The sequence below is a fragment of the Peptoniphilus faecalis genome, from assembly GCF_012976305.1.
In the GTDB taxonomy this organism is placed as follows: domain Bacteria; phylum Bacillota; class Clostridia; order Tissierellales; family Peptoniphilaceae; genus Peptoniphilus_A; species Peptoniphilus_A faecalis.
Genome location: NZ_JABDSR010000001.1, coordinates 137,407 through 159,346 on the forward strand (window position 1 = coordinate 137,407; position 21,940 = coordinate 159,346).

General features: G+C 30.2%; 21 protein-coding genes. 4 read left to right on the forward strand and 17 right to left on the reverse strand.

Annotation, left to right across the window (positions count from 1 at the left end):
- Positions 1–137 precede the first annotated feature (137 nt).
- Positions 138–611, forward strand: a complete 474-nt coding sequence (tnpA, locus tag HKO22_RS00755; RefSeq protein ID WP_169967826.1) for an IS200/IS605 family transposase — start codon at positions 138–140, stop codon at positions 609–611.
- 225 nt (positions 612–836) lie between these two features.
- Positions 837–1,355: a signal peptidase I gene (lepB, locus tag HKO22_RS00760; RefSeq protein ID WP_169967828.1), complete on the forward strand. Its 519-nt coding sequence runs from the start codon at positions 837–839 to the stop codon at positions 1,353–1,355.
- 207 nt (positions 1,356–1,562) lie between these two features.
- Here the strand turns inward: lepB and HKO22_RS00765 are convergent, their stop codons facing one another.
- Complete coding sequence (locus tag HKO22_RS00765; protein WP_169967830.1) at positions 1,563–2,810, reverse strand: aminopeptidase; 1,248 nt, start codon at positions 2,808–2,810, stop codon at positions 1,563–1,565.
- 116 nt (positions 2,811–2,926) lie between these two features.
- Positions 2,927–4,270 carry an oxaloacetate decarboxylase subunit alpha gene (locus tag HKO22_RS00770; RefSeq protein WP_075658954.1) on the reverse strand — a complete coding sequence of 448 codons (1,344 nt, stop codon included), beginning with the start codon at positions 4,268–4,270 and terminating at the stop codon, positions 2,927–2,929.
- A 224-nt stretch (positions 4,271–4,494) separates the two neighbouring features.
- On the opposite strand from HKO22_RS00770, the gene rpsD reads away from it, so the two are divergent.
- Complete coding sequence (rpsD, locus tag HKO22_RS00775; protein ID WP_075658955.1) at positions 4,495–5,091, forward strand: 30S ribosomal protein S4; 597 nt, start codon at positions 4,495–4,497, stop codon at positions 5,089–5,091.
- Between the two features lie 134 nt (positions 5,092–5,225).
- Here the strand turns inward: rpsD and HKO22_RS00780 are convergent, their stop codons facing one another.
- Positions 5,226–6,530, reverse strand: coding sequence for a sodium-dependent transporter (locus tag HKO22_RS00780; protein WP_169967832.1), 1,305 nt, complete (start codon positions 6,528–6,530; stop codon positions 5,226–5,228).
- A gap of 166 nt (positions 6,531–6,696) precedes the next feature.
- Between HKO22_RS00780 and HKO22_RS00785 the strand changes: the two genes are divergently transcribed.
- On the forward strand, positions 6,697–6,954 hold the full coding sequence (locus HKO22_RS00785; RefSeq protein ID WP_075658957.1) for a putative signal transducing protein: 258 nt from the start codon (positions 6,697–6,699) through the stop codon (positions 6,952–6,954).
- Between the two features lie 238 nt (positions 6,955–7,192).
- Here the strand turns inward: HKO22_RS00785 and HKO22_RS00790 are convergent, their stop codons facing one another.
- The 14 genes from HKO22_RS00790 to HKO22_RS00855 all read right to left on the reverse strand — a co-directional run bounded on the left by HKO22_RS00790 (position 7,193) and on the right by HKO22_RS00855 (position 21,928).
- Positions 7,193–8,935 (reverse strand): ABC transporter ATP-binding protein, encoded by a 1,743-nt coding sequence (locus HKO22_RS00790; protein ID WP_169967834.1) that lies wholly within the window; start codon positions 8,933–8,935, stop codon positions 7,193–7,195.
- The gene (locus HKO22_RS00795; protein ID WP_169967836.1) at positions 8,928–10,646 is read right to left on the reverse strand and encodes an ABC transporter ATP-binding protein; all 1,719 of its coding nucleotides are present in this window, start codon (positions 10,644–10,646) and stop codon (positions 8,928–8,930) included. The genes HKO22_RS00790 and HKO22_RS00795 overlap by 8 nt, the downstream gene beginning before the upstream one ends.
- Positions 10,647–11,249 carry a TetR/AcrR family transcriptional regulator gene (locus HKO22_RS00800; protein WP_235932786.1) on the reverse strand — a complete coding sequence of 201 codons (603 nt, stop codon included), beginning with the start codon at positions 11,247–11,249 and terminating at the stop codon, positions 10,647–10,649.
- 818 nt (positions 11,250–12,067) lie between these two features.
- A complete protein-coding gene (locus HKO22_RS00805) occupies positions 12,068–13,330 on the reverse strand; it encodes a sodium/glutamate symporter (RefSeq protein WP_075658960.1) in 1,263 nt (420 codons plus the stop codon).
- Positions 13,331–13,538: 208 nt separating this feature from the next.
- Positions 13,539–13,898 carry a hypothetical protein gene (locus HKO22_RS00810; RefSeq protein WP_075658961.1) on the reverse strand — a complete coding sequence of 120 codons (360 nt, stop codon included), beginning with the start codon at positions 13,896–13,898 and terminating at the stop codon, positions 13,539–13,541.
- Between the two features lie 74 nt (positions 13,899–13,972).
- Complete coding sequence (locus HKO22_RS00815) at positions 13,973–14,839, reverse strand: S-layer homology domain-containing protein (protein WP_169967839.1); 867 nt, start codon at positions 14,837–14,839, stop codon at positions 13,973–13,975.
- A gap of 102 nt (positions 14,840–14,941) precedes the next feature.
- Positions 14,942–15,493, reverse strand: coding sequence for a hemerythrin domain-containing protein (locus tag HKO22_RS00820; protein ID WP_169967848.1), 552 nt, complete (start codon positions 15,491–15,493; stop codon positions 14,942–14,944).
- Positions 15,494–15,497: 4 nt separating this feature from the next.
- Positions 15,498–16,079, reverse strand: a complete 582-nt coding sequence (locus tag HKO22_RS00825) for a hypothetical protein (RefSeq protein ID WP_169967850.1) — start codon at positions 16,077–16,079, stop codon at positions 15,498–15,500.
- Between the two features lie 212 nt (positions 16,080–16,291).
- Entirely contained in the window at positions 16,292–16,732 is a 441-nt protein-coding gene (locus tag HKO22_RS00830) for an ATP synthase subunit B family protein (protein ID WP_169967852.1), read from the reverse strand.
- The gene (gene coaD, locus HKO22_RS00835) at positions 16,729–17,214 is read right to left on the reverse strand and encodes a pantetheine-phosphate adenylyltransferase (protein ID WP_169967853.1); all 486 of its coding nucleotides are present in this window, start codon (positions 17,212–17,214) and stop codon (positions 16,729–16,731) included. The genes HKO22_RS00830 and coaD overlap by 4 nt, the downstream gene beginning before the upstream one ends.
- Positions 17,192–17,758, reverse strand: a complete 567-nt coding sequence (gene rsmD, locus HKO22_RS00840) for a 16S rRNA (guanine(966)-N(2))-methyltransferase RsmD (RefSeq protein WP_169967856.1) — start codon at positions 17,756–17,758, stop codon at positions 17,192–17,194. Before rsmD ends, coaD begins: the two co-directional genes overlap by 23 nt.
- A gap of 53 nt (positions 17,759–17,811) precedes the next feature.
- Complete coding sequence (gene recG / locus HKO22_RS00845; RefSeq protein ID WP_169967858.1) at positions 17,812–19,845, reverse strand: ATP-dependent DNA helicase RecG; 2,034 nt, start codon at positions 19,843–19,845, stop codon at positions 17,812–17,814.
- Positions 19,846–19,902: 57 nt separating this feature from the next.
- Positions 19,903–21,561, reverse strand: coding sequence for a DAK2 domain-containing protein (locus tag HKO22_RS00850; RefSeq protein WP_169967860.1), 1,659 nt, complete (start codon positions 21,559–21,561; stop codon positions 19,903–19,905).
- A 13-nt stretch (positions 21,562–21,574) separates the two neighbouring features.
- Positions 21,575–21,928 carry an Asp23/Gls24 family envelope stress response protein gene (locus HKO22_RS00855; RefSeq protein ID WP_169967862.1) on the reverse strand — a complete coding sequence of 118 codons (354 nt, stop codon included), beginning with the start codon at positions 21,926–21,928 and terminating at the stop codon, positions 21,575–21,577.
- Positions 21,929–21,940 lie beyond the last annotated feature (12 nt).

Genomic DNA, 21,940 nt, shown 5'->3' on the forward strand with positions numbered 1-21,940 from the left:
TTGTACGCTTAAGCATGAAAAAACCACCAGCTATGCTGGTGGTAGGAATAATAGCTTTAGCTTCAAGCAAAAAACCTCCCATGATATAATGATTAATTTACAGGCAGTAGCATAATCAAAATCAGGGAGGTATCCAAATGGATAAAAATAGTTTATCACATACAACTTGGAATTGTAAGTATCATATAGTATTTGCACCGAAGTATAGAAGACAAATAATATATGGAAGATTAAAACAAGACATAGGAAAAATATTAAGAGATTTATGCGAGAGAAAAGGAATAAATATAATAGAAGCAGAATGTTGTCCAGACCACATTCATATGCTTTTGGAAATCCCACCAAAATACAGTATTTCACAAATAATGGGCTATTTAAAAGGAAAAAGCAGTTTAATAATATTTGATAGACATGCGAATTTAAAATATAAGTATGGAAATAGACATTTTTGGTGTAGAGGATATTATGTAGACACAGCGGGAAAAAATGCAAAGAAAATACAAGAATATATAAAGAATCAATTGAAAGAAGATTATATGTCAGATCAAATAGGTATGAAAGAATTTATAGACCCGTTTACGGGTGAGCAAGTGAACAAAAGCAGAAACTAAAGTGCTTTAGCACTAGCTGTGAAAAAGGTGCACGAGAAAGAAAATTCAAAGCATGAAATGCTGCCGGTAACAGCCCCTTATAGGGGCATAACAAACCACCGGCTTAGCCGGTGGTTATGATTAATTATTTACCTTTTATTATTGGTTAAAGATGATGTGTTTTAAATTGACTTCTAATTAATTATTTATTATTATTATTAAATAAAGGTGTTGTATTTAGATAAAATGAAAAAGTATTATCACGATTTTAAAGTAATATTATTTGCCTTTTTATTGGCACTATTTCTCAGATTCTTTGTATTTAATGTAGTAATAGTAAATCAAACATCTATGTATCCAACTCTTCATCCAAAAGATGTAATATTATCTAGTTCTTTTTATAAATTTAAAAAAGAATACAAAAGAGGTGATATTATAGTTTTTAAATCTAAAGATGAAAATAAGCTACTTGTCAAAAGAATTATTGGGCTTCCAAAGGATAAAATAGAAATAATTGATGGCTCTGTTTATGTAAATGGAAATCGATTAAATGAATATTATTTAGTAGACGGTTCATATACATACTCAGATAAAGAAATTTTTTCACTTAGTGAAGACGAATTATTTGTCCTCGGGGATAATAGAACTTTAAATGGATCCTATGATTCGAGAAATTTTGGGCCTATAAAGACAGATACTGTAGTTTCTAAGCCTTTTTTTAGAATTTTTCCACTTAATTCTAAAAAATTTATTAATGGAGGTTAATATGATGTAGTCAAAAATTTTATCACTTACCAATATCTGTTTTGTAATTATTAACATTTTACACAAAGTTATTTAATATAATTTTTATTTATTGTTTCCTTCAATTTTATAATTTATTAATCAAAAAAGATAATGTTAATTCAAATATTTAATAAAAAAGTGATGAGCAGAATAGAATATCTATTATGCAGCATCACTTTTTTATTATTATATTACAAAATTCCCATCCTTAAAAATTTGTACTTTTTCTCCATTTTCTTTTACACCAACTATTTCTGTCGTTTCGTCGCCAACCATAAAATCCACATGAGTTAATGAATCATTCATACCTCTTTCTTTTAATTCTTCAATTGTAAGTTTTTCACCATTTTCAATGCAGCTTGGATATGATTTGCCAAGGGCAAAATGGCAAGATGCATTTTCATCATAAAGTGTGTTGTAAAACAAAACTTTTCTCATGGAAATTGGTGTATTATGTGAAACTAGAGCAACTTCTCCAAGTCTTTTTGAACCTTGGTCTGTTTCAATTATATTTTTTAAATATTCTTTTCCACTTTTAGCATCGTAATCAATTACTTCTCCGTCTTTAAAAACTAAATAAAAGTCTTCAATTAAATTTCCATTGTAATTAAGTGGCATTGTTGAATAAACTTTTCCATTTACTCCATCAAGTCTTGGTGCAGAAAAAACTTCTTCGCTTGGCATATTTGCAATAAATTCTTCGCCATCGCTATTTACATCTCCAGCTCCTGCGAAAATATATCCCTTAGGAAGACAAACTTCAAGGTCAGTTCCCTTTTCTGATTTGTAAATAAGTTTTTCAAATTTATTTTCATTTAAAAATGCACTATATTTATTTAAATTATTTACATGTTCTTCAAGAGCTTTTTCTGGATCTTCTTCAAAAAGTCTCACAGAATTAAAAATTTCATACCATAATTTTTTTACAGCTTCATCCTCACTTAAGTCAGGAAAAACTTTTGTAGCCCATGATGGAATACTTGCTCCAACAACTATCCATGACACATAATTTGCCATCATCTTAGCTGAAAAGTCCTTTAATGCCTTTGAATTTGCAAGATTTGCTTTGAATAGTTTTTCGGAGTCAATTCCCTTAAATACATCGGGGTCAGATCCAGTTATAGAAAGATATTTTGCCTTTTTTTCCATGTAATAATTTTCTTTATCTACTTTGTGCTTTGGTATATCCGTTAAAACTTCCACGCTTTCATTTTCGTATTTTAACTTAGAAATTATTTGATCTCTATAATCCATTACAACTTCAATTGCTCCAAGTTCGTAGGCCTTTTTTGTGCAAGTAATAGCAAAATCTCTAGCTTCTATTGGACATCTCACTACAAGTCTGTCGCCCTTTTTGATTTTTAGTCCAATCTTTAGAATTAATTCTGCATAGATTTCTATATAGTCATTGACAACAAAATTTTTATAATCCATATTATCTTCCTTTCAATTATATATAATGTTTATTATCTAGAAAAATAATACAACAAAATATTTTTATTTGCAAAAAAATACTATTGGACTTGCCAATAGTATTAATAGTATTTAAATTATTTGCTATATTTTTTTGCCAAGAAGTCCTTTGCAACTTGTGGAAATAATGCATAAGTTAAAACATCTTCTTCGCATTTTGCAAGATCTCCTACTTCAGTTTTGTATTTATCAAGAGCTGGCTCTAAGTGATTTGCAGGTCTATCTGTAATTACTTCAGCATCGCCTATTATAGATTTTCTAAAAGTTTCGTCCACTTCAACTGGAGTTTTTCCATAAAGTCCCTTTAAATAATCCTTGATTTCATTTGGAACCATCTTGTATCTCTTTCCAGTCATAACATTAAAAGATGCCTGAGTTCCTACCATTTGACTCATTGGAGTAACTAGTGGCGGATAACCCATGTCTCTTCTAACATTTGGCACTTCTGCAAGAACTTTGTCAAATAAATGCTCTTGCTTTGCAGCTGAAAGTTGAGAGTTTAAATTTGAAAGCATGCCACCAGGCACTTGATAGATAAGTCCCTTTGGATCAACTGTAAGCATTTTTACTCTCAAAGTTCCATTGTTCAAATACTTGTTTTTAACTTCTTGAAAATAAGGTGCAAGCTCATTTAAAACATCTAAGTTTAGATCGACCTTATATCCTGCTTCCTTTAAAATTATTGCAAGAGTTTCTGTTGGAGGTTGACTTGTTCCACCAGAGAATGGTGAAATGGCAGTGTCTAAAATATCTGCGCCTTCTTCAACACCCTTAAGATAGGTCATAGAACCACATCCAGTAGTTTCGTGAGTGTGGAGTTCTATTGGAATATCAATTACTTTTCTAAGTGACTTAACTAAATCTCTTGATATTGGCGGAGTCAATATTCCCGCCATATCTTTGATTGCTATTGAATCTGCACCCATTTCTTGAACATTTTTAGCAAGATTTGTAAAATATTCTATTGTGTGAATTTTTGATGTAGTATAACAAATCGCAACCTGTGCTTCTGCACCAGCTTTTTTAGCAGCTTTAAGTGAAGTTTCAATATTTCTAAGGTCATTTAATGCGTCAAAAATTCTTATTATATCTACTCCATTTTTAACAGAAAGTTCAACGAATTTTTCTACAACATCATCGGGATAATTTTTATACCCCAAAAGATTTTGACCTCTTAGAAGCATTTGAGTCTTTGTGTTTTTTAAATGAGATTTTATATTTCTAATTCTTTCCCATGGATCTTCATCTAAATATCTAATACATGAGTCAAAAGTCGCTCCTCCCCAACATTCTAAAGCCTTGTATCCAACTTTGTCAAGCTTATCAAGTGCAGGTTCCATATCCTTATAAGTCATTCTCGTTGCCATTAGTGATTGATGGGCATCTCGAAGGACAGTGTCAACAAATTCAATTTTTTTCATAAATCCTCCTAACAATTAATCGAAAGATATCTCTTATTTATATTTTTAGTATAACATAATTTATTTAAAATTTTCATTAAATAAATGCTTTCTTAACAAATAATCTTTGTTAGCTTATAAAATTTTCTAATTTTAATTTTTTTCTTTACAAAAACCTCTATTTCTAGTATAATGCTATCGGCTTATAAATTATCGCGGCGAAAATTTATAGGAGTTTGATTAAAATGGCAAAAATGATGGATCCAAAGTTCAAGCAATCAAGAAGACTTGGACTAAATGTATGTGGTCACCCAAAAGCAATGAAAAGAGCTACAAAGGGTACTGCAAGAAGTGATAAAAAACTTACTGAATATGGTAAGCAACTTTTAGAAAAACAAAGACTTAGAGCATACTACGGGGTGCTTGAAAGACAATTTGTTAATCTATTCAAAGAAGCTCAAAGAACTCAAGGCCAAACTGGTCCTAACTTAGTAACATTCCTTGAAAGAAGACTTGATAATTTATGTTACAGAATGGGCTTTGCATCTTCAATTAGACAAGCAAGACAAATGGTTACTCATGGTCACTTAACTGTAAATGGAAAGAAAGTAAATATTCCTTCCTACAGATGTGAAGCATCTGATGTAATTGCATTATCTGCTAAGGGAAGAAAAGTTGATTTATTTAAAGAAAACTACAACACTAACATAGTTGTAAACTATCCTTACATCTCTAAAGATGAAGACTTTAAAGCAACTTTAGTTTCTCTACCTAATAGAGAAGATATTCCAATAGAAATTGAAGACCAATTAATCGTTGAATTTTATTCAAAGAATATGTAATTACAACGGAAAAGGACCCAGCGCGGTCTTTTTTTATTGTAAACTTTCCTTATTAAAAAGCTTAAATATATAAATAAAAAACTGGGCGTGCTGCTCAGTTTTTTTATAAAAATCATGACAAGGCCATGCAAGTTTTATTTTATAAATTGACTAAAGAATATAATGACAATAACAATTGGTGAAATATATTTTATACTTACATTCATCCACATTCTGACAAATGGACTTTTTATATTTGCCGCTTCAATTAAATTTTCCATTTTCCATGCTCTTGCAGAAAAAAGTGCGATTAAAAGACAGCCAATTACTAAAATATAATTACTTTCCACATTGTCTATGAATGCAAAGGCTGGATCATAGAAAATAGATAATGCTGCAATTCCAATTATAATAACACTTGCAAGGATTAATGCTTTAATTCTATCTAATTTAAATCTCTCCATAAATTGTCCAACAATTGCTTCTAATACGCCAACAGATGAAGTGAAAGCTGCAATGTAAAATCCAAAGTAAAATAAAATTGAAAGTACTCTTCCAAAGGGCACTACATTAAAGGCAAGTGGAAGGGTTAAAAATGTAAGTCCAACTCCTTCTCCCGGTGTAAGTCCAGTTGCAAATACAATTGGAAGAATCATAAGTCCAGATAAAATTCCTGCAAATACAAGTGCAAGACATATTACTGATGAATCCTTAAAAATATTTTCGTCCTTTTCTTTAATATAAGAACCAAAAACCATGGAACCCAACATTGCAAGACCAAGTGCAAAAAACGCCTGACCTAGACATGCAATAACTGAATTCATTGAGAATTTAGAAAAATCTGGTTTAAATAAAAACTTAATGCCGTCAATTGCACCAGGAAGTCTTAGTCCAAAGATTATTATTACAACCATAATTACAAATAAGACTGGAATTAAAATTTTTGAAACTCTTTCAATTCCCTTTTGAACTCCCAAGATAATTACTGCGTCATTTAATAGAAAGTTAATTAAGAAAAATAAAAATACTATTGGTTTATTTGCATTAAAAGTATCAAAATAACTTTGTATGCCTTCACTAGTAAGTCCAACAAAATCTCCACTTATAGCTCCGGCAATATATTTAATAATCCACGCATAAATAACCGAAGTGTATCCCACTATAATTAGTGCTGCAAGTGTGTGAAGATATCCTGCCAAGTACCATTTAGTATTTGGTTTAAGAGTCTTATAAGCATCTATAGCTGCGTTTCCCGTCGCATAACCTATTGTAACCTCACAAGTCATAAGAGGAATTCCTATTACTAAAATAATTAGAATATATAAAAATATAAAAATTGCTCCACCATTTTCGCCAACTACATAGGGAAATCTCCAAAGAGTTCCTATTCCTAAGGCAAGGCCAATGGCAACCATAATAAATCCAAGGATCGATGAAAATCCTTCATTTTGCTTTGACATACGCTCCTCCTTTTTTTGTACACTAGAATAGTATCACAAAATTAATATTTTTTAAATAGATAAAAGCGTTAAAGTATTGTTCCCTTATTTTCCAATAAATTTAATAAATTGTTTTAATAAAATTTAATTTTTTATAATTAAGGGTATAATCTTTTTAGGTGATATTATGAAAAAAGACATTGAATATGTAAAACTCGTTACTTCTACCAATAAACTTTTATTTGATGAAATTTGTGCTTTCTTAGAAGACAATTCAATTCCCTATTTCGTAAAAGACGAGGGCGATTATATGAGGCTAATTTCTGGATTTTCGCTTTATGAAAAGGGAATATATGTTTCAGAGAATGATTTTGATACTGCAAACGAACTCTTGATTTACTTTATGAATGATAATGACGACAATGACGATTTGATCTTTGACTAATTTATTTATTAATTACAAAACAATAAAAACTTATATGAAAATGTATGATTTTGTGAAATAATTTGTGTACAATACATCTTTTTCCTTTGCTAAATCTCTAATTGTTTTTCCATTCATATGTTTTTCCTTAGACATCTCCTCCTTTTCATTCCAGTTTATTTTTTGAAAATAAAAAGGAGGACTATTGCACTTTGCATGATTAGTCCTCTAAAATGAAAGAAATTCCTTATAATATTAATTAGACTTTATTTCCAAGCTTCCATGATTCAGCCTTAGATTTTGCATTAATTAAATTTGAATAGAGTCCATTGTTTTTAATGAGTTCATCGTGATTTCCTCTTTCAACAATTTCTCCATCTTTTAAAACTAAAATTTGATCTGCATTTCTTATGGTCTTTAGTCTATGGGCAATCATGATAACCGTTTTATTTTTTGTCAAGGACTCTATGGCTTCTTTTAGTTTATCTTCATTTTCTGGGTCTATATTTGCAGTTGCTTCATCAAAAATAATTATGTCTGCGTCCTTTAGCATAGCTCTTGCTATAGAGATCCTTTGCTTTTCTCCTCCTGAAAGGCTTGCTCCTCCCTCTCCGATTAAAGTGTTATATCCTTCCGGAAGACCAACTATAAATTCATGACATCTTGCCTTTTTCGCAGCTTCAACAACTTCCTCATGACTTGCATCTTGTTTGCCAAATTTTATATTATTTTCTATGGTGTCTTCAAAGAGATAGACATCTTGGAAAACCATGGAGATATTATCCATTAAATTTTCAATAGTATAGTCTTTAATGTTTTTGCCACCGATTAAAATTTCGCCAGAGTTTACATCCCAAAATCTAGCTATTAAATTACAGAAAGTTGTCTTTCCTGATCCACTTGGGCCAACTATTGCCGTCATTGTATTTTTTTCTATATTGCAATTTATGTTTTTTAGAATAGGTCTATCGTTATAGGAAAAAGATACATTATTAAAAACTATGTCATGATTTTTTATAGTTTCAATAATTCCACCTTCTGCCATATCTTCTATAGTTTTTGTATATTCGTAGGAATCAACAGCATTTTCTACCAGCCTTAACATGGCAAGCGCAGAGCCAGATGCAATAAGTCCATCAAATATAACAAAACTTGCAACAAATATCATAATTGTATTAACTAATTGACTTTGTCCATTATAGTATGTCTTTACAGATACAAATAACATAGTGCAAATTGTGATTGCTATTATGTTTTTAGCTAATAAAGTATAAGGTACTACGGTTTTCTCTAAATCAAAAGATGACTTGCTTGCATCATCAAAGCTTTTCTCAAGTTTCTTATTATTACTTCCTCCAAGATTATAGGCTTTTATAATCTGCATTCCTTGCAATGTTGATAGGACATCTTTTGTTAATGATACTTGGATTTTATGAATTTTATCTGCATTTTCTCTCGACTTTTTTTGCATAAGAGATATAATTAACAAAAATACAACGGAGCCAATTATCGCTACAAGACCAACCTTATAGGAAAAGAAAAATAAGGACAATATAAAAACAATAGCATTTAACATACCACCAAAAACCATAATAAATAAACTAGGAACCCAAGTTTCAACATTGTCTAAATTTGTAGTTGCAATTGTTGTTAAATTTCCCAAACTTAAATTTGAAAAAAATCCCATAGGAACCCTTTTTATTTTTTCTCCAAGTTCAATCCTCTTATCAGCAGCCATAAAATATCCAGCATGCGTTTGTTTTAGCATGGATGAATTTTTTGAAATAATAAGTCCTAGAACACTGATTATTAAAAATAAGCTTGATACTCCTATAGTTTTTAAACTTATATCTTTGTTCACTACTCCTAAAATTGCATGGTATATTGCAGCAAATTGAAAGGCATTAAATATAGCCCCTAAAAAGTTATCAAGAATTGATTTTTTTATATATACTTGCTCGCCTATAGAAAAATTCCATATCTTTTTAAAAACACTAATCATTTTTTTCTCCTTTCAAAGCAGTTTCCCATAGATTGTGATAGTCTTCTGATGATTGCAAGAGCTCATCATGGCTGCCCTGGTCTGCAAGGTATCCATTTTTAATTACAAATATCTTATCTACATTAGTTATCGTATTTAAACGATGTGCTATTATAATTAAAGTCTTTCCTCTTACTAATTCTGATATAGCATCTTGAATTAAAGCCTCATTTTCAGGATCAATATAAGAAGTTGCTTCATCTAAAATTATGATTGGTGCATTCTTTATCATTGCACGAGCAATAGATATTCTTTGTCTTTCTCCTCCAGATAAGAGGCTGCCAGCTTCACCAACTCTTGTTTCATATCCCTCTGATAAATTCATTATAAAATCATGGCAGGCTGATTTTTTACATACCTCAATTATTTCCTTATCACTTGCACTTCTATTTCCTATCCTAATATTTTCCATGATTGACATATCAAAAAGAAAGTTATCTTGTGATACATAGGAAATTATATTAGATAGTTTTTCAAGAGACATACTTTTAATATCTACATTCCCTATACTTATAGAACCATTATCTACGTCCCAAAATCCTGCTATTAGTTTTGCAATAGTTGACTTCCCAGAACCAGATTCGCCAACTAAGGCATTTGAACTACCTTCTTTTATATTAATATTTAAGTTATTTATCACCTGTATATCTTTCTCATAAGAAAAATCTATATTTTTTAGCTCTATATTGTAATTTTTTATTTCAGAATTATCATCTTTATGATACAATTCTCTCGAATTAAGTATGTTTTTAATTTCTCCAAAAATTGTTGATATCCTTCCAATATCATCTTCAAATGTCATCACTCGCATTATATTTTGTATAGTGCCAAAAGAAAGTATTATCAATGTTAAAAACACTCCACCATCTAAGCTTCCTTTCATACAAAAATATAGCCCAAATGGTATGATAGTAAAAATGCCGACTGGTGCTATGGACATACTTATCGCATAATCCCTTGTGTTTTCTCTCATCCAATTGTAATAATAATTTGCCTTTTTATATACATTCTCACTGTATTTTTTATAGGATTTTTCTCCTTTATTGAATGTTTTAATAACCTCAATCCCATTGATATACTCAACTATAGAATTATTCATATCTTGACCAATTTTAACTGCTTGTGGAAATTTTACTTTCATCCTTTTCATAGGTCCACTCATAAAAATTCCACCAATAAATAATGGAATTAAAGATATTAGACTTAGCCTATAATCTAAAACCAACATATAAATAAACAATATTAAAGGTCCAACTAAATTTGCTGTCATCTCAGGTATAATATGAGCTAAAGTTGTTTCAGTATTGTCAACTTGATTTACTATTATGTCCTTTAATTTGCCAGTAGACTCATTTAATATATCTCCTAGAGGCATTTTAAATAATTTTTCCATAAGATTTTTTCTTATATCTCTTATTATTTGATAAGCTACTTTGTGGGAAATCGCTGTTGATAAAGACATAAATATTTCTTTTACTAAAAGGCAAGAAAAGATTAAAAATATCTTTTGCATATAATAATTATAATCTTGATTCCCATCAATCAAAGATACAATCACCTTACTTAGGATAATATATACAAAAAGATTTGATATTACCCCAAGTATTGCAAACAACACAGAAATAAAATATTGTATTTTATTCTCCTTTGTATACTTATTTATTAAATCCATTTATTTAGCTCCTTCCTTTGAATTCAACACCTTTGCGAAATAGGTATCTATCATTTCCATGATATATTTCTTATTCTCTATAAAATTAGCACGAGCTCCCAAAACCTCACAAGCCATCAAGCCGGAATTTATAATATTAATCATAAACTCAAAGGTTTCATCAGATGGTATATCAATAGACAAGCTAGAAAACAATTCTTTAAATACTTGAATGGACTCTTTTTTTAGCTTCATATATAAGTTTTTCAAATCTTTATTTTCCTTCAACTCGCATAAAAACATAACATAAATTTTTGCATAATCGCTCTCTGCAAGCATCTTATCCACGATAATTCTAGAAAAAAAATTTGGACTTAGCCTTAAATTTTCATCATTGATTGATTCTTGAATAATATTTCTTCTATATAAATTTCCATCCATCATGAGATCATATAAAATTTCATAAGTTGAGCCATAATGATGATAAAGACCTCCTCTTGAAAGTCCTGTTTCTTCCATAATGTCATTCATAACAGTATTTCTAAATCCCTTATTTAAAAACACTTTTATAGCTGCTTGTCGAATTTGTTTTTTTCTTTCGTCAGCAATCATTTTTTTAGCCATAAACATCCTCCTATACCGACACCGGTGTCGTTATTATTATAATATCATTATTGATATTTATTTTCAATACATATTTGATTATAAAATTATTTATACATGAGGAAATTTTATAGATAAAAACTATATTAAAAGAAATCCTAATATTTTCATGATAAAATTACATGCAAAGCTTAGGCTTAATAAAGAATATAAAAGACATCTCGGTTCATTATTTAGAGTTTTTAGAAAATTTGGATATTTTAAAGATATGGTTAAAAAGAAAAAATCTTACATTATAAACCTTATGATGCTCCAAAAAATATTGGTGTAAAAGGGTAATAGATTATTTGGGATATTATACAAATAGATAAGGATTTTAATTTACTCATTTTTAGGAAACAAAAAAGATACATCTCTTTGATATTTTATGTAATAAACTAGGCATGAAAAATAATTTAATAAGACCTAGAAGGCAAAACATAATATTAAAGTCGAAAGAAGTCATAGAAATAATAATGAGAGATTTTATAAATATTTATATTTTTGATTTAAAATCAAGCGAAAGGTATTATATAAATCAAATAGATTACCAATGCAAACTCTAAATTTTTTAACTTTTAGGTAAAACAAAATCTATTATTGGCTAGCTCCCAATAATAGATTAGTATATAGGATATTTATTTTTATATTTTGATATTAATATCACATCATTCACAAATGTACAAAGATTTTTTATGAAAAGTAGTCTTCCTTGTGGCATCACTATACATTCTTACATATGTAGTAAAACTCCCTCCAATTTTCTATTAAAGAAATTCAAAGAGAGTTTTATTTTGTAATTAAGAACCGCTTATTATCTTACCAAAGAAGGATAAGAAAATTGGGTTGTAAATATCGTCAATTATTACTGCAAAGGAAGGATATAGTACCCAAGCAATATTATTGTATCCATAAGTATCCATTACTGCTTTTGTATTTGCTACTGCATTTGGACCAGAGCCACAACCCCATCCGCAGTTTCCTGCTGCCATAACTGCTGCTCCATAATTTCTACCAAACAAATTGTAAGAAATTAAAATTGCAAACAATGCCATAAGAACTGCTTGAGCTGCTAAAACTATTCCCATTTGTCCTAAATGGCTTAATAATTTAGTAATATCTATTGTCATAAGAACTAGCGCAAGATAAAGTTCAAGGAACATATGCTCGATAGCGCTAACTTCAGATACATAGGTGTCTCTTTTAAGCTTTTCAATAATATTTCTTGCAATAGCTCCAGCAAATAAACAACCTATAAACTTAGGCATCTCAATTTTTGGAATGCTGTCAAGCAAGAAATAAATTGGCATACCTAGAGCAGATATTAGTAAAACCATGGCAAAAGCCACAATCATTCTACTGTCAACTAAAGGTGCTACTTTATCGCTAAGTTCTGATTCTGGTTTATCATTTGGATCCGCTTTTAAATTATATTTGCTAATTAAAAATGCTGCTACAGGTCCACCAATTAATGAACCCATAATATTTCCCATTGTTCCAGCGGCAACCCCAATTTCTGTTACTCCATCAGGTGCTCCCCATTCAGCAAAAATTGGTCCAAAGGCAGATGCAGTTCCAACTCCACCTGACATAGCTGCAGATGAACATTGAAGTGCAAACAATGGATGCATGCCTATTGCCTTGCCAACTAGTACTCCAATAATGTCTTGCAAAGTTATCAATAAGCAAGCTGCAAAAGCAATATTAAAAATCAATTTTCTTCCTGCTTTTTTAAATAAAGATGCAGAAAATCCGTATCCAACTGTTAAAAAGAATATATTTTGTGCAAGATCCTTTGTAATTTTTGCATCAAAACTAAAGGAAATAATTCCTGATAATTTAATAATTGCAACAATAATAGAAAATATAAGTCCTGATACAACTGGTGCAGGAATTGCATATTTCTTTAAAGCAGATGAATGACTTACACACCATCTACCAGCAAAAATTACTAAAGCAGCAATACCTAATGTACAAAGGTATTCAAATTCAAAACTTGCAACTTCGCCATTTTTACCGGGAGTATAAGTTCCAAAATAACTAAGAACGTGTTCTAATGTCATACTAAAACCTCCAATAAAATTTTTATCATAATAAGCTTATAAAATTATAAAAATTATTATGATAAACTATGATATCACAATATTTTTCCTTTTTCTATCAATCTTTTTATAATATTTCTTCAAACAATTAAAGAAAACCTTTTTATATATTATTGAAAGTTTATATAAAAATAAGAGACTCATAAATGAATCTCTCTTCTTAACTTAATTAACATTCTTGAAGTTCTACGACTTTCATTTTAGAATTTTTCCAACTTGCGTTTTCGCCAAGGTCTTCCACTATTTTTATAAGTAATTCATCATCTTCCAACTCTTCTGAAAAGGGTTTTACTCTAGCTTCAGAATCATGAGGAATCCAATCTATCTCATAGCCAAGGTCCTTATTTGTGATTACTCTGCTATTAAGATGTTTTAACTCTTCCTCGTCCTCTATCCTTATATATTTCCCATTTTTTCTAGTGTAGAAAAAAATATCTTGTCCATATTTTTCTCTATAATAAATCATGTAAGCCTCACAAGAAAATTGAAAACTTCCAAGTGGGCTAATGTCAAAAATTACTTTTTTCATTACCTCACCTTGGAAGTATTATATCACAATTATAAAATTTTATATACAATTTAAAGATTTTTGTAAATTTTTTATCAAATATGACGCACTATTGAAGAAATAACTTCTTCCCTCGTCATTTCTCTTTTTGGATCAAAATTATTCTTTTCATCTAAATTTAAATATCCACCATTTATAGCATTGTTAACATAATCTCTTGCGTAATTAGAAATCTTTTTGGCATCCTTAATTTTTAAATCTTTGCTCTTTTCTAGTTTAAATAAATTTGAAATTACAATAGCATAGTCTTCCCTTGTAATATGATCCCTTGGAGCAAATTTTTCTCTATTCTTTCCCTTCATTATGCCAAGGTCGTATGCCATATTCACGTATCTATTGTCAGTGTCTTTAAACTGTTTTACTGAGCCTTGAGCACTTCTTTTGTACTTAATTTCATAAGCCTTGACAGCAATTTCGGCAAATTCTTCACGTGTAATTTTTTCTCTTGTATTTTTTGCAACTTCTTTAGAGAAAAGTTTTAATTCTTCTGCTTTTAATAAATCATTGTAATCCCAGTTGCTGTAATTTCTAAAAATTGGAGCCTTTCCAAGATGTAATTCATCTGTAAAATTTGACTTGCCATCATTTTTGGCAAACCTAAGTCTAAAAGTGTATCCTGTTGATGGTCCAACTAATGAATCCAATTCTCTTTGAGCAAGAGAAATATATTTTTTGTTGTTTTTTACAAATACATTTTTTGTAATCTTAGATTTTACGTCATTGCCTTCGCTTTTTACTTCAATTTCAATTACGTCCTTGTCTTTTGCATTTTTTATTTCAAAATTATATACTTCACTTTCTTTAACTACACTGACATTAAGGGGCATTGCAACTTCCTTTGATGCAAAAACACTTATTGGCATTGCAATTAAAATTATAATCAATATAAATATTTTTTTCATTTTTCACCTCAAGTTCTTATAATAACAAATATTAAGGTGAAAATCTTTGAAAATTAAACTTTGTAATCAATTTGTAATCTTTTTGGTATCAAGCTAAAGTGATTAAATTCCTAATATTTTAATTAAATTTATTTTCTCACTGTTATCCTTTTTTTCTTCTTGGATTTTTATTTTCATTTCCTCTGAAACTTTTTTCTTCACATCTTCAGGAAGATTTTTGTCTGCAAAGGGATAGACTGTGTTATTTTCCTTAGTAGCATGGCTCCTCAAAAGTTCAACATAAGCCATGGCATTTGTAAGTATATGAAGTTTTGTAAGATCTGACTTAGATTTTTCAAATAAATTTAAATTATTTTCAAGTTCCATTACATATCCTCTTGCCATTTGATGCTCTACAAGCATTCCGCCACGCACAACTTTTTCTGCAACTGGTCCAAGATTTTCTAACATTGCCTTAAATAAAATATCTTCTTCTTTTTTGTGATGCCTTCCATCTGCGTATTTTCTTATAAAAATTATTGCATTTTTAAAAAATTCCTTGTCCACGTTTCCGTTTAATATTTCAAGGCATTTTTCTTCCATTCTATCACAAAAAATTAAAATTTCTTTATGCTCATCTTCTAGATAATTAATTGTTTCTTTTAAAGTATTCATTTAATCACTTCCTAAGTATATAATTTTCATCTATCTTTTCAAATTTTATATTGGAAGATTTTAAACTCCCCTCAATAAAATTGTCGCGAAGTATCCAATAATTTTTGGGATCAACATAATTCTTCCAAATACTTTCGTGAACATCTTTTTCTACAGTAAATACAAGTTCATCTTTATCATTTTTTAAAATTGCAAGTGCATGATCACAAGGCATTCCATCCAAAAATTTCGAAGTTATAAAATTAAAAGCCTCAAGAGGAGTTTTCCCTCCATTATAATTTTTGCCAATTTCAAAAAATTTATTTTTTATTTTTTCTAAATCAAAATTTTTTAATAAAATTGAAACTGCCTTTGCAAGTCTATTTTCACTTCTCACAACCCGTTTGTCAAGCCAAGCGTGAATATTACTTGTGTCGATTATATCTTCAAGTTTTCCTCTTTCAATTGGAAATTCTCTATCTAAATCTTTTTTTAACTTAGCACTTTCATCCTTATCCAAAAATTTTAATAAACTTTCTAAAATCTCTTCTTGGAAAATGATTTTTTCGTACATAATGTAGTGAATGCGTCCTAAAAATAAACTCATCTTATCCCTCATTTCTCATGAAATAATATCATTATAATCAAAAAAATAATGTGATAAAAGTCACAAGTAAAAACATTATTGCATTAATAATAAATTACTAAAAAAATTTTTGCTAAAATATATTATAAATCCACTATGTGAAATTTTAAATCAAGAGAAAAAAAGAAGCAATACATCAGTATAGCTTCTCATTTTTCTTTAAAAATATTAAATTATCCTCTTAACTCTTGTCTATTTTCATTAAGCATTTTAATTATTTCTGATAAATTAACTTGTGTATTTTCAAGAAGTTCATCTGCATAATCTCTTGCGCCTTCTCTAATTTGAGTAGATTCTTCTTTTGCAGATTTTAAAATTTCTGATGCTCTCTCATTAGCTTGTCTTACAAGTTCATTTTCGTCAATAATCTTTTCTGAGTGAGCTCTTGCTGCTGCAATTATTTTGTCAGCTTCGTCATGTGCTCCATTGATTATTTCGTCTTTGTCCTTTGCAATTTTTTGTGCTTCGGAAACTTCTTCAGGAATTTGCATTTTTACTTCATTTACAATTTCCAAAAATTCATCTCTATCAACCATTACCTTATTAGTAAGTGGTATTTGTGATGATGTTTCTACAAGATCTTCCAATTCCTCAACTAAATCAATTAAATTCATATCTTCCTCCTAAGTAATTTTTTCTTCATAGCTTCTCCTACAACAGGAGGCACGAATAAATCTGTATCTCCGTCAAAGGTTGAAACCTCTTTAGCAAGCGTTGAGCTCACAAATAAATTTTCATTTGATGCCAATAAAAAAACAGTTTCAACACCATCTTTATAGTGCATATTTGCCATGGCAAGTGTATATTCATTAAAATAATCAGAAGCTGATCTAAGTCCTCTTACTATTACTTTACAATTTTTTTTCTTTGCATAGTCAACTAGAAGTCCATCAAAAGAATCTATCTCCACGCCCTCTACGCCATTTAGTACCTTGTGAAGGAGTTCTTTTCGCTCTTCAACTGTAAATAATTCTTTTTTTGAAGTGTTGTCAAGAACTGCGACAATTACCTCTCCAAAAATATCCTTTGCTCTTTTTATAATGTCTAAATGTCCATTAGTTACTGGGTCAAAGCTACCCGCATATATTGCTTTCATCTATATCCCATCCACATATGGAAATTGATGTATTTCCATATTTTTTATTTTTTATTTCTACAAAACCTTCGCCAATTAAAAGTGGAATATCAGAATTATACTCCACAATTAGTTGTCCTTTCGGTTTTAATAGTTCCTTTTCTCTAATTAGTTTAAAGGCTTTTTTATATAAATCACGCCTGTCAAAAGGTGGATCCATGTAAATGTAATCAAACTTTACATCTAAACTTCTAAGGGCTTTATTCAAGTGATCTTCAATTACAACTGCATAATTCAAAAATTTTGCCTTATCTAAATTGTATTTTACACAATCTATTGCTTCCTTTGATTTGTCAATGAAGTAGGCTTTTTTTCCGCCCCTTGAAATAAATTCAATTCCATTTGCACCGCTGCCACAGAATAAATCTAAGACAATATCGTCAAAAAAATTTTGCCCCAAAATATTGAAAACCGATTCCTTAACTCTATCTTCTGTTGGTCTCGTATCAAAGCCCTTTGGTGCCTTTAATTTGAGTCCTCGTCTATTTCCTGAAATTATTCTCATAAAGCCTCCAAATTAGTTTTATTTTACCATAAGTCAAGAGATAATAAAAGATATTAGTTCAAATCAGAGTAAAAATCAACTATTTCTCTATTTAAGTAAAAATATTTTTTGCTCTCTAAATTTGGATCTTCTTCCAAAATATTTTTCACGTCTTCTGTTGCATATTTTAAAATTGTTTCGTCTCTAAAGGGATCTGCAAGTCTTAAATTTGGCATACCTGATTGTCTAGTTCCCAATATATCTCCAAAGCCTCGAAGTTCTAAATCTTTATTTGCAATATAAAATCCATCGTTTGAGTCCGTCATAATTTTCATTCTCTCCCAAGATATTTCACTTTTAGAAAGATTGTAGAGTATGCAATAGGATTGATGATCTCCTCTTCCTACTCTTCCACGAAGTTGGTGTAGTGTTGAAAGTCCAAAACGCTCTGCATTGTAAATCATAATTACAGTCGCATTAGGCACATTTACTCCAACCTCGACAACAGTTGTAGAGACGAGTAAATTTATTTTGTTCTCTGCAAATTCTGTCATAATTTTATTTTTTTCATCTGCCTTCATCTTTCCGTGGAGAAGTCCAACACTATATTCAGAAAAAAAGTCTTTTAATTCTTCATAAACTTTTTCAACTGCTTGCAAATTTTCATAATCTTCATTTTCTTCGATTAAAGAACAAATTACATAGGCTTGCCTATTTTTTGAAAGCTGAGATTTAATAAAATTAAGAGATTTATCTAGCATATTTTCATTTATTGCAATAGTCTTAATTGGTTTTCTGCCTAAGGGCATAGTCTTTATGACAGAAATATCTAAATCTGCGTAGAGAACTAAACTCAAACTTCTAGGTATTGGTGTAGCCGACATTACAATTGTTGCTGCGTCCTTATTTTTATTTTGAAGCATATTTCTTTGCAATACGCCAAAGCGATGTTGCTCGTCAATAACATTTACTCCTAATTTTCTGAAAACTACATTTTCTTCTATGAGAGCGTGAGTTCCTATTAATATATCAATAGAACCCATCTCCAAATTGTCTAGGATATCTCTTTTTGCATTTTTTGAAGTTGAACCTATTAACAGTGCTATTTTTACTCCAAGAGGCTCTAAAAGCTCCACAAAAGATTTAAAATGTTGCTTTGCCAAAATTTCTGTCGGCGCCATAATAGATGATTGATAGCCATTTAAATAGGCAAGATACATTATTATAATTGCAATAATTGTTTTGCCACTTCCAACATCTCCTTGAATTAGTCTATTTATTGATTTCCCTTTTTTCATGTCGTCAAAAATTTCATCGACTACATTTTGTTGTCCTTCCGTTAATTTAAAGGGAAGATCCTCTATAAAATTAAAAACTTTATCCTTAATTTCAAATTTTATTGCATCTCTTCTTTCATTTTGAAATTTATTTTTTAAAATAGAAAGTTCAAATAAAAATAATTCTTCATAAATTAATCTCTCACGTGCTTGAATGTAATTTTTTCTGCTACTAGGATAGTGAATACTTTTTATGGCGTAATTCTTATCTATTAGAGTGTATTTCTTCAAAATTTCTTCTGGCAAATTTTCTTCAAATAAATTTAAGTCTATTATTTGGCTTATTGCATTTTCAAAGGCAAAATTGTTTAGTCCTTCAGTTAAATTGTAAATTGGAGAAATTTTCCCCAATTTTTTTAAATTATGTATATTTTCAATTTCAGGACTGCTTATGCTAATTCTTCCCCTAAAAAAGTCAGCTTTTCCATATACTAAATACTCACTTCCAATTTTTATTTTAGAATTTAAGTAAAAGGCATTGAAAAAAGAAAGCTCTACCTCTCCACTTCCATCTTCTGCAAGAAAACTTGTTAGAGTAAGACCCTTTCTTATTCTTCTATTTTGAAGTTTTGATATAATTCTAACCTTGAAGGTGTTTTTTTCTCCTATTACTGCATTTGAAATGCTTACAATCTTTGAACTATCCTCATACCTTCTAGGATAATATAATAAAAGATCCTCTAGAGAATAAATTCCAAGCTTGTGGAAAAGTTTCTCTCTCTTTGGTCCAATCCCCTTTAAATTTTTTATAGAATCGCTTAACTTAACCATAATTCTCCTAATACAAAAGCCCAAAGAAAAACTTCGGGCTCAAATCTAAATTAATTCTTATTCTAATGAAAGGATGTAATAATAAATAGGTTGATCACCCTTTATAACATCTATATCCACATCTGGATATTTTTCTTCAATGGCTTCACGAACTTTTTCAGCATCTTCTTCCTTTACATCTTCTCCATAAAAAATGGTTAATAGAGAAATTTCATCATCCATAAGTTTATCCACAGTATCAATTACAACATCAAATACAGTTTTTCCACTGGAGATGATTTCCTTTGATGCAATCCCAATTATGTCGTCCTTGTGAATTTCTTTTCCGCCAATAGTTGTATCTCTCACTGCATAAGTTACAGATGCATCAATTACATTTTCTATGGCTTTCATCATATTTTCTTTGTTTTCTTCTTTATCTGCATCTCCGTTAAAGGCAAGAATTGCTGCAATTCCTTGTGGTACAGATTTTGAAGGAATTACAATAATTTCTCTGTCAGAAATGTCCCTAGCTTGCTCTGCTGATAAAATAATATTGCTATTGTTTGGAATTAAATAGATGACTTTTCCGCCAACTTTATCCACACCCTTTAAAAGATCTTCTGTCGATGGATTCATAGTCTGTCCACCAGCTACGACATAATCAACACCAAGAGATTTAAAGGTTTCAGTCATTCCACTGCCCATGGATACAGTTATGAAAGAATAATCCTTTTCTTCAATAGATTCTTCTTCTTTCTTTTTAGCCTCAGCAACTTCACTGTCATCAAAAAGAACTTCTCTGTGTTGATACCTCATGTTGTCAATTTTAATATCTTGAAGAAGGCCAAGTTCACAAGCGTGTTGCAAAACAATGCCTGGATCATTGGTGTGAACATGAACCTTAATAATATGTGTTCCACTACCACCAACAACTAATAAACAGTCCCCTAGAGGAGCAATCTTTTCTCTAAAAGAATCTATATCTTCGTAATCAGTATTTATAATAAATTCTGTACAATATCCATATTTAAGAGATTTGTCAGCTTCAGTAAATTGGATTTCCTTTTGTGCTTTTTTCTTCAAAGTTTCGTCTTCGCTTTGATCAGCAATGTCCTCGCCCTTTAAAACTTTAAGTGCACCTTCAAGCAACACAACTAAACCCTTGCCACCTGCGTCAACTACCCCAGCTTCCTTTAAAACTTCAAGCAAATTTGGAGTATTATCAAGGGACTTATTAGCTTCAACAATTACATCTTCTAAAAACTTAATTAGATCTTCAGCTTTTTTATGATGCCTAATGGCAAAATCAGCAGTTTCTCTGCCAACTGTTAAAATCGTCCCTTCAATTGGCTTCATAACAGCTTTATAAGTTGTTTCACTTGCTTTTTTAAAAGCATGGGCAATATCAGAAATTCCCGCTTCATTGATTCCCTCTAATCCTTCAGAAAAACCTCTTAGAAGTTGAGAAAGAATTACTCCACTATTGCCTCTCGCACCCATAAGTGCTCCACGTGCTGCTGCAGCAGAAACATCTCCTACTGAAAAATCCCCTTCTAAACCATCAATTTGTTTTAAGGCAGATTTTGATGTAAGGCTCATATTTGTGCCTGTATCTCCGTCAGGAACAGGGAACACATTAAGAGCGTTGACCTCTTCCTTTCTGGATATTAGATAATTTACAGCACCTTTAAAAATTTCTTTTAATAAAGGGCCATTAATTTTTTTTATTTCCAAAATCTTACCTCCACTATTTAAGTCTAATTCCTTCTACCAAGACTTCGATATTATCAACTTCAAGTCCTGTCAAGTTTTCAATATTAAACTTAACTCTCTCTATAATATTTTCACCAACAGTAGAAATTTTTACTCCATATTCTAGAATAACATGAAGTTCAATCCTAATTTCATTTTCTTCAGTGTTTACAACAATTCCCTTTGATAGATTTTCAAATCTCAAAAGTTCAAAAATCCCATCTGCGGCATTTTTTGATGCCATTCCAACAATTCCGTAGCTTTCCATTGCTGATATTCCAGCTATGTTTGCAATTACGCTATCTTCTATTACAATATTTCCAAGTTTTCTATTAATAATTGCCGGCATGAGGGCACCTCC